Origin of the sequence: Micromonospora sp. KC213 (assembly GCF_004348325.1) — a bacterium.
Taxonomy (GTDB): Bacteria; Actinomycetota; Actinomycetes; order Mycobacteriales; family Micromonosporaceae; genus Micromonospora.
The window spans coordinates 1-14,622 of sequence record NZ_SMKF01000153.1 but is presented as its reverse complement, the minus strand read 5'-3'; the positions used below and the strand labels follow the sequence as shown (position 1 = coordinate 14,622).

Annotated in this window: 12 protein-coding genes and 1 pseudogene; 10 read left to right on the top strand and 3 right to left on the bottom strand. The window is 72.6% G+C overall.

The genetic code is table 11. The features are described from left to right. Nucleotides 1-175: 175 nt before the first annotated feature. The 3 genes from E1166_RS24160 to E1166_RS24150 all read left to right on the top strand — a co-directional run bounded on the left by E1166_RS24160 (nucleotide 176) and on the right by E1166_RS24150 (nucleotide 3,211). The gene (locus E1166_RS24160; RefSeq protein WP_207914469.1) at nucleotides 176-757 is read left to right on the top strand and encodes a TetR/AcrR family transcriptional regulator; all 582 of its coding nucleotides are present in this window, start codon (nucleotides 176-178) and stop codon (nucleotides 755-757) included. Nucleotides 758-880: 123 nt separating this feature from the next. Next, nucleotides 881-2,218: a biotin carboxylase N-terminal domain-containing protein gene (locus tag E1166_RS24155; protein WP_132342266.1), complete on the top strand. Its 1,338-nt coding sequence runs from the start codon at nucleotides 881-883 to the stop codon at nucleotides 2,216-2,218. Between the two features lie 72 nt (nucleotides 2,219-2,290). Continuing rightward, the gene (locus E1166_RS24150; protein ID WP_132342265.1) at nucleotides 2,291-3,211 is read left to right on the top strand and encodes a hydroxymethylglutaryl-CoA lyase; all 921 of its coding nucleotides are present in this window, start codon (nucleotides 2,291-2,293) and stop codon (nucleotides 3,209-3,211) included. A gap of 54 nt (nucleotides 3,212-3,265) precedes the next feature. Here E1166_RS24150 and E1166_RS24145 read toward each other — a convergent pair whose 3' ends face one another. Further along, nucleotides 3,266-3,604: a rhodanese-like domain-containing protein gene (locus E1166_RS24145; protein ID WP_132342264.1), complete on the bottom strand. Its 339-nt coding sequence runs from the start codon at nucleotides 3,602-3,604 to the stop codon at nucleotides 3,266-3,268. Between the two features lie 35 nt (nucleotides 3,605-3,639). Between E1166_RS24145 and E1166_RS24140 the strand changes: the two genes are divergently transcribed. The 4 genes from E1166_RS24140 to E1166_RS24125 all read left to right on the top strand — a co-directional run bounded on the left by E1166_RS24140 (nucleotide 3,640) and on the right by E1166_RS24125 (nucleotide 9,886). Next, the gene (locus tag E1166_RS24140) at nucleotides 3,640-4,281 is read left to right on the top strand and encodes a TetR family transcriptional regulator (RefSeq protein ID WP_132342263.1); all 642 of its coding nucleotides are present in this window, start codon (nucleotides 3,640-3,642) and stop codon (nucleotides 4,279-4,281) included. A gap of 117 nt (nucleotides 4,282-4,398) precedes the next feature. Next, on the top strand, nucleotides 4,399-5,967 hold the full coding sequence (locus tag E1166_RS24135) for an acyl-CoA carboxylase subunit beta (RefSeq protein WP_132342261.1): 1,569 nt from the start codon (nucleotides 4,399-4,401) through the stop codon (nucleotides 5,965-5,967). A 96-nt stretch (nucleotides 5,968-6,063) separates the two neighbouring features. Further along, a complete protein-coding gene (locus E1166_RS24130; RefSeq protein WP_132342259.1) occupies nucleotides 6,064-7,218 on the top strand; it encodes an acyl-CoA dehydrogenase family protein in 1,155 nt (384 codons plus the stop codon). Nucleotides 7,219-7,321: 103 nt separating this feature from the next. Further along, nucleotides 7,322-9,886, top strand: a complete 2,565-nt coding sequence (locus tag E1166_RS24125) for a helix-turn-helix domain-containing protein (protein WP_132342257.1) — start codon at nucleotides 7,322-7,324, stop codon at nucleotides 9,884-9,886. A gap of 279 nt (nucleotides 9,887-10,165) precedes the next feature. Here the strand turns inward: E1166_RS24125 and E1166_RS24120 are convergent, their stop codons facing one another. Further along, nucleotides 10,166-10,675, bottom strand: a complete 510-nt coding sequence (locus tag E1166_RS24120; RefSeq protein WP_132342255.1) for a MarR family transcriptional regulator — start codon at nucleotides 10,673-10,675, stop codon at nucleotides 10,166-10,168. Nucleotides 10,676-10,775: 100 nt separating this feature from the next. Here E1166_RS24120 and E1166_RS24115 point away from each other — a divergent pair, with 100 nt between their 5' ends. Then, nucleotides 10,776-11,354 (top strand): YceI family protein, encoded by a 579-nt coding sequence (locus E1166_RS24115; RefSeq protein WP_132268895.1) that lies wholly within the window; start codon nucleotides 10,776-10,778, stop codon nucleotides 11,352-11,354. Between the two features lie 243 nt (nucleotides 11,355-11,597). Then, entirely contained in the window at nucleotides 11,598-13,076 is a 1,479-nt protein-coding gene (locus E1166_RS24110; protein WP_132342253.1) for a glutamate--cysteine ligase, read from the top strand. 52 nt (nucleotides 13,077-13,128) lie between these two features. On the opposite strand, the gene E1166_RS24105 is transcribed toward E1166_RS24110, so the two are convergent. Continuing rightward, complete coding sequence (locus E1166_RS24105) at nucleotides 13,129-14,265, bottom strand: hypothetical protein (RefSeq protein ID WP_132342251.1); 1,137 nt, start codon at nucleotides 14,263-14,265, stop codon at nucleotides 13,129-13,131. Nucleotides 14,266-14,377: 112 nt separating this feature from the next. Between E1166_RS24105 and E1166_RS24100 the strand changes: the two are divergent. Then, nucleotides 14,378-14,622, top strand: a pseudogene (locus E1166_RS24100) (hypothetical protein); the annotation flags it as partial.

Sequence of the window (14,622 nt, the reverse complement as noted above, 5' to 3'; positions counted from 1 at the left end):
GGGGGCGCGCGGCGGTTGAAGTGATCGGCATCGCCGTCTACTTCATGATCAACACGGGGTTGGGGTAGGAAGGTGGGCCGAGCGATGGGAACCGTACCCCCGGTGAGGAGGGCGGGCGGTCTAGGCTTGCCCGGTGGCGTTGGAACAGCAGGCGCGGGGTGCGATGAACGGCGTGGTGCGGACGGGTCGTCGGCGGTCCCGCCGGGACGAGATCCTGGAGATCGCGGTCGGCCTCTTCGCCGCACGCGGCTACCACGGCGTATCGATGGACGACATCGGTGCCGCGGCCGGGGTGACGGGGCCGGCCCTGTACCACCACTTCGCCGGCAAGGAGGCGATGCTGGCGGCCGCGCTGATCCCGGTCAGTGAGGGGCTGCTCGACGGCGGCCGGGACCGGGCCGCCGTCCACCCCGGCGACCCGCGGGCCGCACTGGAGTCCCTGATCGACTTCCACGTGGACTTCGCGCTCGCCAATCCCGCGGTCATCGCGCTGCACCTGCACGAACTGGATCGGCTCCCCGACGAGCCGCGTCGCCGCATCCGCCGGCTCCAGCGTCTCTATGTGGAGGAATGGGTGACGGTGCTGACCGCGCTGCACCCCGACCTGCCCGACGGTGAGGCGCGGGTGCTGGCCCACGCCGCGTTCGGTCTGATGAACTCCACCCCGTTCCTCGGGGGCGAGGTGGAGCGCCGACGCCGCGCCGCACTGCTCCGTGGTGCCACCCTGGCCGCTCTCCTCGCCCCGACTCCGGTCTGAGCCGTTCCCGACTCCACCACCGGGGCTGCCCCTGGGTTCGGTGGTGGAGTGCTGACTCGTGAGTAACCGGGCGGTCATGGTTGGCTGGCAGCCGTCGTCACCCCCTGGACGTCGGGAGGAAACATGATCGAGTCGCTGCTCGTCGCCAACCGGGGCGAGATCGCCCGCCGGATCATCCGTACCGCCAGGCGGCTCGGCATCCGTGCGATCGCGGTGCATTCGGAGGCCGATGCCAACCTGCCGTTCGTCAGCGAGGCCGACGAGGCCGTCTGCGTGGGGCCGGCCAATCCGGCGCAGAGCTACCGGAACGTGGAGGCGATCCTCGCCGCTGCCAAGAGCACCGGCGCGCAGGCCGTCCACCCTGGTTACGGGTTCCTGTCGGAGAACGCCGAGTTCGCCCGTACCGTCGAGGCCAGCGGCCTGATCTGGGTCGGGCCCGGCGCGGACGCGATCAGCGCGATGGGCGACAAGATCAACGCCCGGAACCTGATGGCGGCGGCCGGGGTGCCGGTCGCGCCGGGCACCACGGAACCGGCGGCCGACCTGGCGGCGGCGGTGGCCGCCGCCGGCGAGATCGGCTACCCGGTGATGGTCAAGGCCGCGGCCGGTGGCGGGGGCATGGGCATGGGTGTGGCGAATGACGAGGCCGCGCTGCACATCGAGTACGACAAGGTGCGCTCGTTCGCCGAGCGCATGTTCGGTGACGGCTCGGTGCTGATCGAGCGCTACTTCCCCCGGGTACGCCACGTCGAGGTGCAGATCCTCGGCCTCGCCGACGGCCGGGTGGTGGCCCTGGGCGAGCGGGAGTGCTCGGTGCAGCGCCGTAACCAGAAGCTGGTCGAGGAGTCGCCGTCCCCGGCGGTCTCGCCGGAGCTGCGGGAACGGTTCCTGGCTGCGGCGGTCCGTGCCGGCGAGGCGGTGAACTACCGCAACGCGGGCACGGTGGAGTGCCTGCTCGATCCGACCACCGGAGAGTTCTTCTTCCTGGAGATGAACACCCGCCTCCAGGTGGAGCATCCGGTGACCGAGCTGGTGTACGGCGTGGACCTGGTCGAGGAGCAGCTGCGGGTGGCCGCCGGGCTGGCGCCGACCTTCGACCCGGACGCGCTCGCCCCGCGCGGGCACGCCATCGAGCTGCGCGTCAACGCGGAGGACCCGAAGCGTTTCCTGCCCGGTCCCGGCGTGATCAAGACGTGGGTCGAACCGACCGGCGAGGGTGTCCGGGTGGACTCGGGCTATGTCGAGGGCAACACCGTCACGCCGTTCTACGACAGCCTGATGGCGAAGCTCATCGTGAGTGGCGCCGACCGGGCCGAGGCGATCGAGCGGGCGAAGGCCGCGGTCGCCGCCTTCGCGCTGGCCGGCCCGAAGAACAACCTCCCCTTCTTCGCCGAGCTGCTGGAGAACGACGAGTTCCTCTCCGGCGACTACGACACCGCCATCGTCACCCGCATGCGCTGACGATCCGGTCTCTTTCGCGCGGTGGGATGCTGGGGGAACCAGCATCCCACCGTCACAGTGAGGTGACCCCTAATGGCGGAACTGCCGGACTTCGTCTCCATCCGCGAGGTCGGCCCCCGGGACGGGCTCCAGAACGAGGAGCCCATCCCGACCGAGGCCAAGGTGCGGCTGCTCGACGCCCTGTCCCGCACCGGCGTACGGCGGATCGAGGCGGTGTCGTTCGTGCATCCGAGGGCGATTCCGCAGATGGCCGACGCGGACGAGGTGTGGCGGCGGGCCGCCAGGGCCGAGGGGGTGCGCTACTCGGCCCTGGTGCCGAACACCCGGGGTGCGCAGCGCGCCCTGGCCGCCGGGTTCACCGAGATCGAGGTGGTGGTGTCGGCGAGCGACACCCACAACCGGCGCAACGTCAACCGTTCCACGGATGAGTCGCTGGACGACATCGCGGAGCTGATCGACCTGCTGCATGGCGCCGGCGCGCGCGCCGAGGTGATCGTGGCGACCAGCTTCGGCTGTCCGTACGAGGGGGACGTCGACCCGGCCCGGGTAACCGGCATCGTCGAGCGGGTGGTGCGCGACGGCGCCGACCGGGTGGCGTTCGGCGACACCACCGGCATGGGCACGCCCCGCCGGGTCCGCGAACTCCTCACCGCCGTGCGCGAGCGCAACGCCCACGTCCCGGTGCTGCTGCACTTCCACAACACCCGGGGCACCGCGCTGGCGAACCTGCTCACCGCCCTGGAACTCGGCGTCACCGAGTTCGACGCCAGCGTGGGCGGCCTGGGCGGCTGCCCGTACGCCCCGGGTGCCAGCGGAAACCTCGCCACCGAGGAGGCCGTGCACATGCTGCACGACATGGGCATCGACACCGGCATCGACCTGGACGCGCTGATCGAGACGGCGGAACTGGCCGAGGAGTTGACCGGCAAGCGCCTGCCCTCCGGCGTCCTGCGCGCCGGCCCCCGTACCCGCCTCACGCCGCTCCCGGCCTGAGTCACCCGGTGCTGTGGGGGTACGCCGGCTTCGGCGTACCCCCAGCCTCGTGGTTCAGCGGGTCGGGGCGCCCGACTCGGTCGGCAGGCCGGCCGCCACCCAGTCCTCGATGCCCTCGGCGTACTTGCGCACGTTGGTGTAGCCGAGGGCGGTGAGCCGGTCGGCGACCCGGCCGCTGTTCGGGCAGGAGGGGTTGGAGCAGTAGGTGACGATCGCGGCTTCCCGGTCCGGCAGCAGGTCCGCGGCGCGTGCGGACACGTCGGCCTCGATCAGGAGGACGGCTCCCGGCAGGTGCTGCCGGGCGTAGTGGTCGCCGCCGAGGGCGTCGACGACGGTGACGGTGCCGGCATTGATGGCGGCGCGCAACTCGTCACGGGCGATCAGGTTGGACATGGTGACCTCCGGATTAGGTGGACTATAGTCCGTTTATGCCTCGGAACGTTAGCGGACCGCAGTCCGTTTACGCCACTCCTCCCGCCGAACTGCTGGAGTTGCGTATGTCACCGCCCAGGGAGCGGGCTGATGCGGCGCGCAATCGGGCGGCCGTGCTGGAGGCGGCCGCCGTCCTCTTTCGGGAACGCGGCGTGGAGGCCGTCTCGATGGACGCGGTGGCTGCCGCCGCGGGGGTGGGCAAGGGAACGCTGTTCCGCCGGTTCGGCGACAAGGCGGGCCTGGCCACCGCGCTGCTCGACGAGCAGGAGCGGGATCTCCAGGAGGCGATCCTGTTCGGCCCGGCTCCGCTGGGGCCCGGGCCGCCCGGCACCAAGGTGACCTCCCAGGAGCGGCTCCGTGCCTTCGTCGAGGCATACCTGGACCACCTGCTCGGCCACCTGGACCTGGTGCGGGTGTCGGAGACCGCCGCCCCCGGCGCGCGGTACCGGATTGGGGCGTACCGGTTCTGGCACCGGCATGTCGCTCTGCTGCTGGCCGGCCGCGCCGACCCGGTGGCCGACGCTCACCTGCTGCTCGCTGCGTTGGCTGCCGAGCACGTGGCCGCCGTCCGGGTCGAACTCGGCGACGAGCGGCTGCGCGGGAGTCTGCGCGGACTGGTCGACGCCCTCACGTCGTGATTCGCGGTGCAGAGCCTCGGCGGGTCGCCGCGGGGGGAGCCGATGCGCTAGCCTAACGATCGTTCAGGTCGGGTCGTCCGTTCACGAGGCGGGCGGCGCAGGGGCGAGGGAGTCGGCGTGACGCTCGACGGTGAGGCACTGGAGCAACTGCGCAAGCGCGCCCAGGCCGGCGGTGCGGACAAGTACCACGCGGCGAACGCCGCCAGGGGCAAACTCTTCGCCCGCGAGCGGGTCGCCCTGCTCGTGGACGAGGGCTCGTTCGTCGAGGACGGCCTGTTCGCCAACGCCTGCGCCGGCAGACCGGTTGGCGCGGCGGCCAGCACGACTGCTGACGGCCTGCCGGCCGACGGCGTGGTCACCGGCACCGCCACCATCGACGGCCGGCCGGTCTGCCTGATGGCGAACGACTCGACGGTGAAGGCCGGCAGTTGGGGGGCGCGTACCGTCGAGAAGATCATCCGGATCATCGAGCGGGCGTACACGACCGCCGTCCCGATGGTCTACCTGGTCGACTCGGCCGGTGCCCGGATCACCGACCAGGTCGAGCTCTTCCCGGGCCGACGCGGTGCCGGCAAGATCTTCTGGAATCAGGTTCGCGCCTCCGGATCGATCCCGCAGGTCTGCGCGCTGTTCGGGCCGAGCGCGGCGGGCGGGGCGTACATCCCGGCGTTCTGCGACGTCGTGGCCATGGTGGACGGCAACGCCAGCATGTACCTCGGCTCGGACCGGATGGTCGAGATGGTCACCGGCGAGAAGACCACGCTGGAGGCGATGGGCGGGGCGAAGGTGCACTGCGCCGAGTCCGGCGTCGGGCACTTCCTCTGCAAGACCGAGGCCGAGGCGCTCGACGTGGTGAAGCGCTACCTGTCGTACCTGCCGGCGAACTGGACGCAGGCACCGCCGGCCGTCGAGCCGGTGGCGGCGCCGGCCACGGTCGACCTGGCCGCCCTGGTGCCGGCCAGCGAACGGCAGGCGTTCGACATGCGCCGGTACGCCAGGGGCCTGCTCGACGAGGGCAGCTTCTTCGAGATCCAGGCGCTCTGGGCCAAGGAGCTGACCATCGGCTTCGGCCGGCTGGGCGGCGAGGTCGTCGGGGTGGTCGGCAACAACTCGATGTTCAAGGGTGGGGTGCTCTTCGTCGACTCGGCCGACAAGGCGACCCGGTTCGTGCAGCTCTGCGACGCGTTCAACGTGCCGCTGCTGTTCCTGTCGGACGTGCCCGGGTTCATGGTCGGCAGCGCGGTGGAGAGGCAGGGAATCATCCGGCACGGCGCCAAGATGATCACCGCGATCTCGGAGGCGACCGTCCCCAAGATCTGTGTGGTGGTGCGCAAGGCGTACGGCGCGGGCCTCTACGCGATGGCCGGCCCGGGCTTCGAGCCGGACGCGACGATCGCGCTGCCCACCGCGAAGATCGCGGTGATGGGCGCGGAGGCCGCGGTCAACGCCGTCTACGCCAACAAGATCGCCGCGATCTCCGACGAGGCCGAGCGCGCCGCGTTCGTCGCCGCCCGGCGCGAGGAGTACGAGCGGGACATCGACATCGTCCGGCTCGCCAGCGAGCTGGTGGTCGACGCGATCGTCGAGCCGCACGAACTCCGCGCCGAACTGCTGCGCCGCTTCGCCGCCGCCCGCACCAAGGACCGGCACTTCTCGCGCCGCCGGCACGGCGTCACCCCGGTCTGACCGGCCCACCCGCCACGGTCCCGGCACGACCGGGACCGGCACCAGCCCGTCCCGGCGTCACGAGCGCCCGGCGGCCCGTCCACACAGGAGGATCAGATGGACTTCCGGCTCAGCGAGGAACACGAGGCGCTGCGGTCCAGCGTGCGGGAGTTCGCCCGTGAGGTGGTCGCCCCGGTCATCGGCGAGCACTACGAGAAGCACACCTTCCCGTACGAGATCATCCGGCAGATGGGCAAGATGGGCCTGTTCGGCCTGCCCTTCGGCGAGGAGTACGGCGGCATGGGCGGCGACTACTTCGCGCTCTGCCTGGCCCTGGAGGAGTTGGCCCGGGTCGACTCCAGCGTGGCCATCACCCTGGAGGCGGCGGTCTCCCTCGGCGCGATGCCGATCTACCGGTTCGGTACTCCGGAGCAGCGGGCGCAGTGGCTGCCGAGGCTGCTCAGCGGCGAGGCGCTCGCCGGCTTCGGCCTGACCGAGCCGGGCACCGGCTCGGACGCCGGCGGTACCCAGACCCGCGCGGTGCTCGACGAGGCCACGAACGAGTGGGTGATCAACGGCTCCAAGGCGTTCATCACCAACTCGGGTACGGAGATCACCGCCCTGATCACCGTCATGGCCGTGACCGGTACCCGGCCCGACGGGACCAAGGAGCTGTCCACCATCATCGTCCCGAGCGGGACGCCGGGCTTCACGGTCGCGCCGGGGTACTCGAAGGTCGGCTGGACGGCGTCGGACACCCACGAGCTGACCTTCGACGACTGCCGGGTCCCGGCGGCCAACCTGCTCGGCGAGCGGGGGCGCGGGTTCGCCCAGTTCCTGCGGATCCTCGACGAGGGCCGGGTCGCGATCGCCGCGCTCGCCGTCGGTCTGGCCCAGGGCTGCGTCGACGAGTCGATCAGGTACGCGCAACAACGACAGGCGTTCGGCCAGCCGATCGGCAGTTACCAGGCGATCCAGTTCAAGATCGCCGACATGGAGGTGAAGGCGCACACGGCGCGGCTGGCGTACTACGACGCGGCGGCGCGGATGCTGGCCGGCGAGCCGTTCAAGCGGCAGGCCGCGATCGCGAAACTGCACGCCAGCACCATCGCCGTCGACAACGCCCGCGAGGCGACCCAGATCCACGGCGGCTACGGCTTCATGAACGAGTACCCGGTGGCCCGGTTCTGGCGGGACGCCAAGATTCTCGAGATCGGCGAGGGCACCTCCGAGGTACAGCGGATGATCATCGCTCGCGACCTGGGAGTCTGATCGTCCACGGATCCGTCCGGCAAGAGCTTCGTCAGGTTCCGGGGCGTCGGGCATACGACGCATCGGTGTCGACCGTCGTATCCCATCCGTACCCTTCCTGCCCATGACCCCGGCTCATGATCACCTGCCGGACCCGGATGGTCGTACCCCGCTCGGGGAGTTGCTGCGGGGGCACCGCCTGGCCGCCGGTCTCACCCAGGCCGAGCTGGCGGAGCGGGCCGGGCTCGGGGTGCGGACGGTGCGGGACCTGGAGCGCGGCCGGGCCAGCCGGCCACAGCGCAGCACGGTCGAACTCCTCGCCGACGCGCTCGGCCTCACCGGCGGGGTCCGTGCCGTCTTTCTCTCCGCCGCCCGGCGGCGGACCGTCGAGCGGGCCGCCGCCGGGGGCGGGGAAGTGGGCGCAACCGCCGTTGCCGCGTCGGCTCCCGCGTCCGGTACGCCGTTCGCGCTGCCGCCTCCGGTCGAGCTGGTCGGCCGGGAGCGGGACCGCGCTGATCTGGTCGCCCTGCTCACCACCGACGGGGGACCGCCGGCGGTGAGCCTGGTCGGGTTGGCCGGGGTGGGCAAGACGGCACTGGCCCTGGCGGTGGCGCACGAGGTGGTCGACGCGCATCCGGGCGGGGTGGCCGGGGTGCTGGTCGGTGAGAGTTCGGACGCCGCCGACGTGCTCGCCACGGGCAGCGCGGTTCTGGGCGCGTCCCGGCTGGCCGATCTCGCCGGCCGGCTCCGCGGCCGCCCGGCGCTGCTGCTGGTGGACGCGGTGGAGCGGGCACCAGGCCCGGTCGCCGAGGCGTTGCGGCAACTCACCGACGTGGTGCCCACGTTGCGGGTGCTGGTCACCGGGCGGCATCCGGTGGGCGTACCGGGAGAGCTGGTCCGACCGGTCGCCCCGCTGGACGTACCCCCGCCGGACGTGGACGACGCCGTCGAGCTGGCCCGGTACCCGGCGGCGGCGCTCTTCACCGCGCGCCTCGCCCGGGTCCGCCGGGAACCGCCCGACCAGCGGGAACTGCCGGCCCTCGCCGCGCTGGTGCGCCGGCTCGGCGGCCTGCCGCTCGCCATCGAGCTGATGGCCGCCCGGGGGCGGATCCTGGACCTCGACGAACTGCTCGACCGGTACGGCAATCGGGTGCTCGACCTGGCCGCCGCCGACCCGGGCCGGCGCGGCTGGGAGCCGGCCGGGACGGCCGTGCGGGCCGCCGCGCCGGTGACCCTGCGGGAGGCGGTGGCCACCAGTTACCGCCTGCTCGCCGGGCACGAACGGGCGGCGTTGCGCCGGCTCGCCGTTTTCGCCAACCGGTGGTCGGTGGAGTTGGCCGAGGAACTGCTGGCCGACGAGATCGGCTGGGCTGTCGACCCTGTTCCGCTGCTGGACCGGCTGGTGCAGCTCGGTCTGGTCAGCGTCCGGGGCACCGGGGCGTTCCGGTTCCGGCTGCTCGACGCGGTCCGGGACTTCGCCCTGGAACGGGTGGCCGGGCGCGGTGAACTGACCGCGATCCGCCGCCGGCACGCGCTGGTCGTCACCCGGCTGGTGGCCCGCACCGCACCCGATCTGGCCGGCCCGGAGTTGTCCCGTGCGGTGCGCCTGCTCGACGAGGTGACCAGCGACATCGGTACCGCCCTGGCACACGCGGCCACCGACGACCCGCACACCGCGCTGCGGCTGGCGGCGGCGCTGCCCCGCTGGTGGCGGCTGCGCGGGCGGGACGTCACCGGGCGCCAGTGGCTGCGGCGGCTGCTGGCGGACCCGCGTACCGCCGATGCCGACCCGATGGTGCGGGCGTGGGCGCTGCTCGGGGTGGCCCGGCTGGCGGTCGAGCACGGCGCGGGGGCGGCGGAGTTGGCCGCGGTCCGCCCGGCGCTCGACGTGTTCGCGGCGCGCGGCGACGTCACCGGCGAGTTGGAGGCGCGGAGCGTGCTCTGTGCGTTGCTCGTCGCCACCGGCGGGCACGACGAGGCGCGGGAGCAGGCGCGGGCGATGCTGGTCGTGGCGACCCGGCACGACCGGCTCCGGAACATGGCGGTCGCCCAGTATCACCTGACCTGGCACGAGATCCGCCTGGGCAACCTGGCCGGCGCCCGCCGACGGTTGGCCACGGTCGACCGGTTGGCCGCGCAGTGCGGCGAGCGGCGACTGCGTCTGCTGGCGCGGGCCAGCCTCGTCGAGGTGGCCCGTTACCAGGGCCGGTACGCCGAGGCGGTCGAGCGGGGCCGGAGAACGGTGGGAGCGCTGGCCGAGCTGGGTGATCCCGGACACCGCCGCCGGGCGCTGGGCACGGTGGGGCTGGCGCTGGCCCAGGACGGCCGGCTGGACGAGGCCGCCGAGGTGCTTACCGAGCTGCGGACGGGCATGGATCAGGGGCGGCCGGAGGAGGGGATCTGTGCCCTGATCGAGGGGATTGTGGCGCTGCGGCGGGGCGACCGGGAGTTGGCGGCGGAGTGGTTCGGCGTCGCGGCCGGGGCCGGCGCCGCCGGGCAGGACCGGCGGGACGTGGTCGAGGCGCTGGTCGGGTTGGTGGCCAGTACCGGAGACCCGGGGGCGCGGGAGCGTCTGGACCGGGCCTGTCGACAGACCGGAATCCGACTCCTGCCGCAGGAGTGGGAGCTGTTGCGCGACCACGGCCGGTCGAGCGACGCCGGCGAGGACGACTGCGAGGTCGGTCGGTGACCGGGGGAGGCTACCCGTAGGCCGGCGTGGTGGCGCACGGCTCCGGACATTCAGACGTTGGCTGGGCTGTGCCGATGTTCCGGCTTGCCGATGTGGAGGGAGGCGCGAGCGAAGAAGCCCCCTGGTGATGCCCTCGCTCAATCGCTCGCGCCCAGCACCCCCCGGTGCTTCCCCGCGCGAAAGGTAGGCTATCGAGGCCGACTGCCCGATATGCCGTTCTTCCCGGGGGTTGTCCCGGGCGGTGCGCCGGGTTCTGCCGGTGTTTCTGCCGGTTGCGTCTCAGTCGCCCGGATCGACCGTCGCCTCCATCCAGGCCGGAACGGCGCTGCCGGCCGTGGCGCCGGGGTGCACGGCGTCGCGTACCCGGCGCAGGCCGTCGAGCATCGCGGCGAGGGCCTCCGGTTCGAGTTGGCCGATGAACCACTCCTCGATGATCCGCAGGTGGCCGGGCAGGGTCTCGTGCAGTCGCTTGAGGCCGGAGGCGGTGACCACCGCGTACGAGCTGCGCCGGTCGGACGGGCAGGCCCGCCGGCAGAGCAGCCCGTCACGTTCCATCCGGTCCACCACCCGGGTGACGCCGCTGGTGGACAGGGAGGTCTGGGCTGCGAGATCGGTCATCCGCAGCTGGTGCCCGGGAGAGCGGGCGAGCCGCATCAGCACCTCGAACTCGACGGGGGAGAGGCCGTGCTCCTCGAACTGCGCGGCGAACCGGGCCGACAGCCCGGCATGCGTCTCGTAGAGCAGGCCGATGGCGGTGATCCGGGGGTCGTCGAACACGTTCTGGTCCACCCGGCCATCCTAGCAGTGCTTGACATGGGGAATATTGCTGCGTCTATAGTTGTCCAGTCAGCCGTTGGGCTACTAAACAAATCCCCTGGAGGGCAGCTTCATGACCAGCACCGAGTCGGTTACCCGCGACTGGGAAGGCCTGACCATCCCCGCCCCCGGCACCTACCTGCTCGACGCCGCGCACAAGCGGGTCGGCTTCGTCGCCCGGCACATGATGGTCAGCAAGGTACGCGGCGAGTTCACCGACGCCGTCGCCACCATCACCATCGCCGACGACCCCCTGCAGTCCTCGGTCACCGCCACCATCCAGGCGGCGAGCATCGACACCAAGCAGGCCGACCGGGACGGGCACCTGCGCAGCCCCGAGTTTCTCGACGCCGAGACGTTTCCGACGCTGGAGTACCGCAGCACCGGCGTGAAGTCCCGGGACGGCAACGAGTTCGTGCTGCTCGGTGAGCTGACCATCAAGGGCGTCACCAGGCAGGTCGAGCTGGAAGTCGAGTTCGAGGGCGTCGGCCACACCCCGTTCGGCACCGACGTGTTCGGCTTCACCGCCAGCACGGAGATCGACCGGGAGGACTTCGGCCTCACCTGGAACGTGGCGCTGGAGACCGGTGGCGTGCTGGTCGGCAAGAAGATCAAGATTGAGATCGAGGGCGAGGCCGTGCGCCAGGCCTGAGCATCCTCCGCGGCACGGCCCCCGCTCCCTCGCCGGAGTGGGGGCCGTGCCGCGTCCGGGGTGCGGATTGTCACTGCCGGCGGAGGGCTCCGGGGGCGCTGCGGTTCACCGCCGCGGGGTACGGGATGGGCGCACGCGCGTACGTCGTCGGGCTCTGGTCCTGACGCGAAAGCGCTCTTACGGTTGGTTCACCAACGCGCGGCGGGACGGTACGGTCCCGCGCGCCTCGCGCCAGGAGGGCAGATGGGCAGAGACGTCGAGCAGGACGCCTTCTCCCGGGAGGACCGGGTCCGCTACCGGCAGAAGGTCCGGCGCTGCCTGGACGTCTTCGCGCTGATGTTGGACGACTTCGGCTTCGACGCGGACCGACCGATGACCGGCCTGGAGATCGAACTCAACCTGATGGACCCGGTCGCCGAGCCGGCGATGCGCAACGAGGAAATCCTGGCCGCCATCGCCGACCCGCTCTTCCAGACCGAGTTGGGGCGGTTCAACCTGGAGTTGAACGCCAACCCCCGGTTGATCGAAGGCACCGGCTTCGCCGACTACGAGCAGGATCTGCGCAGCAGCCTCGCCCGCGCCGACGAGCGCGCGGCGAAGTCCGACGCCCGGATCGTCCTGGTCGGCATCCTGCCCACCCTCACCGAGCGGCATCTGGTGGCCGACAACCTCTCCACCAACGAGCGCTACCGGGTGCTCAACGACCAGATCGTCGGTGCCCGTGGCGAGGACCTCGAACTGGACATCCGGGGTGTGGAACGGCTCCAGACCCACACCGACTCGATCGCGCCGGAGGCGGCCTGCACCAGCCTCCAGCTCCACCTACAGGTCGCGCCGGACAGCTTCGCCGACTACTGGAACGCCTCGCAGGCCATCGCGGGCGTCCAGGTCGCGGTCGGCGCCAACTCCCCCTTCCTGTACGGGCGACAGCTCTGGGCGGAGACCCGGATCGCGCTGTTCGCGCAGGCCACCGACACCCGCCCGGACGAGCTGAAGGCCCAGGGCGTACGCCCCCGGGTATGGTTCGGGGAGCGGTGGATCACCTCGATCTTCGACCTGTTCGAGGAGAACGTCCGGTACTTCCCACCGCTGCTGCCGATCTGCGAGGACGAGGATCCGGTCGAGGTTCTGCACGCCGGCGGCGTACCGCAACTGGCGGAGCTGCGCCTGCACAACGGCACCGTCTACCGCTGGAACCGGCCGGTCTACGACATCATGAACGGCCGCCCGCACCTGCGGGTGGAGAACCGGGTGCTGCCCGCCGGACCGACCGTGATCGACATGCTGGCCAACGCGGCCTTCTACTTCGGACTGGCGCGCGGGCTCGCCGAAGCCGACCGTCCCATCTGGAGCCAGCTCACCTTCAGCTCCGCCGAGGAGAACTTCCACGCCGCCGCGCGCCGGGGCATGGACGCGGTGCTGCACTGGCCCCGGCTCGGCGACGTACCGGTCACCAAGCTGGTGCTGGACACCCTGCTGCCGACGGCGGCCACGGGCCTGGACCGGTTCGGTGTCGCCCCGGCCGAACGGGACCGGCTGCTCGGCATCATCGAGCAGCGCTGCCGTACCGGCCGCAACGGCGCGGTGTGGCAGACCGAGACGGTCTGGGCGGCCGAACGGCACCGCGACATGGACCGGGACGCGGCCCTGCGCCACATGACCCGCTGCTACGCCGACCTACAGCGCAGCAACCAGCCGGTGCACACCTGGCCGGTGGGCTGACCCGCCTCCGGTCCGTGCCGGACGATCCGAGGAGGACGGCAGGCCGGGCCGGTCAACGAGACCCGCCCGGCGTCGGGTCGGCCGGAACGGCTCCGCCGGGCACCGGGCCGGCCTCGACGGTTGCGTCCGGCGGCGGGCCGGTCGGGTCGGTCCGGCCCGGCTCCCGGTCGGGCGTGGTGCCCCCGTTCGTCGCCGGGTCGGGCGGGAGCGGCGCGGTGGTCTGCTCGCCGGTCGTCGTCGGGTCGCCGACCGGCGGCAGCGGCGGCGTGCCGGGCCGCTGCCGCGGTGCGGCGACCCGCTGCCGGGCGGCGGCGCGCCGCTGGGCGAGCGCGGCCACCAGCACTGACCCGGCGGCACCGACCACGACCGCGTACGGGGCCACGAGGTGCGCCGACACCTGCGCCGGGGTGACGGTGGCGAGCCTCGGCACGGCCAGCAGGTAGGCCAGCGCGACGAGGAGCGGCCCGGCCGCGCCGGAGATCGCCGCACCGAGCCGGCGCTCCGCCACCCGGGCGGCCCGCCGGGCGGCCAACCCGCCGATCAACAGCGCCGAGCCGGTGGCGAGCAGCACACCCGGCCAGTAGACGTAGTCGCGCAGCCAGAAGCCCGGCCGGTCGGCGCTGATCTGCCAGATGCCGAGCTGGGCGGTGTTCAGCCCGCGCCCGGCGAGGACCCCGTCCACCACCGACACCACGGCGAGCAGCCAGAGCCAGCCCACCGTGGCGATCACGTTGGTCGCGGCGGCCCGGACGGAGAGTGCCCAGTACGCGGCCAGCAGGCCCAGCAGCACGCCGACGGCCGCGTACCCGGCCGCGACGGTCGGCGGCGACGAGATCTGCGGTGCGGTGGCGTCCCGGGCGGGCACGGCCACCAGCAGTACGGTGAGCGAGGCGCCCACCGCGCCGCCGACCGCCAGCACCGCCCGGCGCGGCGCGCCGTCGGGCGGCGGAGCGTCGCTGCCGGGTCCGTGGAGTCGCTGTGCGCAGACCGCGCCGAGCACGGTCGAGACGGCCGCGATCCAGGTGGCCCACGCCAGGCTCGCGAACCAGGCCGCTGCGGTACGCCCGGCGTCGACCGGTGCCCAGTCGATGATGCCCAGCCCGTAGGCGAAGCCCAGCTGTGCCGCACCCACACCGGCGGCGACGCCGATCGCGGTGGCGGTTGATCCTCCCCAGCGTCGTCGGGCCATGTCGGGGAGCGTAACGTCCCCTGGTCGGCCCGGCGAGTCGTGGCGGTGCCCGCCACGTGTGGTGACGGCTGGGCGGCAACCGGTACGGTCGCGGTGACGAGGCGGGAGCGCGATGAGCGACGGACACACCCTTCCGGATGATCCGGCGCCCCGGCAGCCGGGCCGGGGCACCCTGCTGCTGGGCGGGAGCCTGGCTCTCGTCCTGCTCGCCGCCGTTGGGGCGACCGCCGGCTGGCTGCTGGCCGGGCCCGCCGAACCGTCCCCGGCCGGGTCGTCGCAGGCGGCACCGCCCAGCGCTTCCGCCCCGCCGGTGACCGAGGCGGCCCCGACCCGGTCCCCTGCCGACCGGCCGACCAC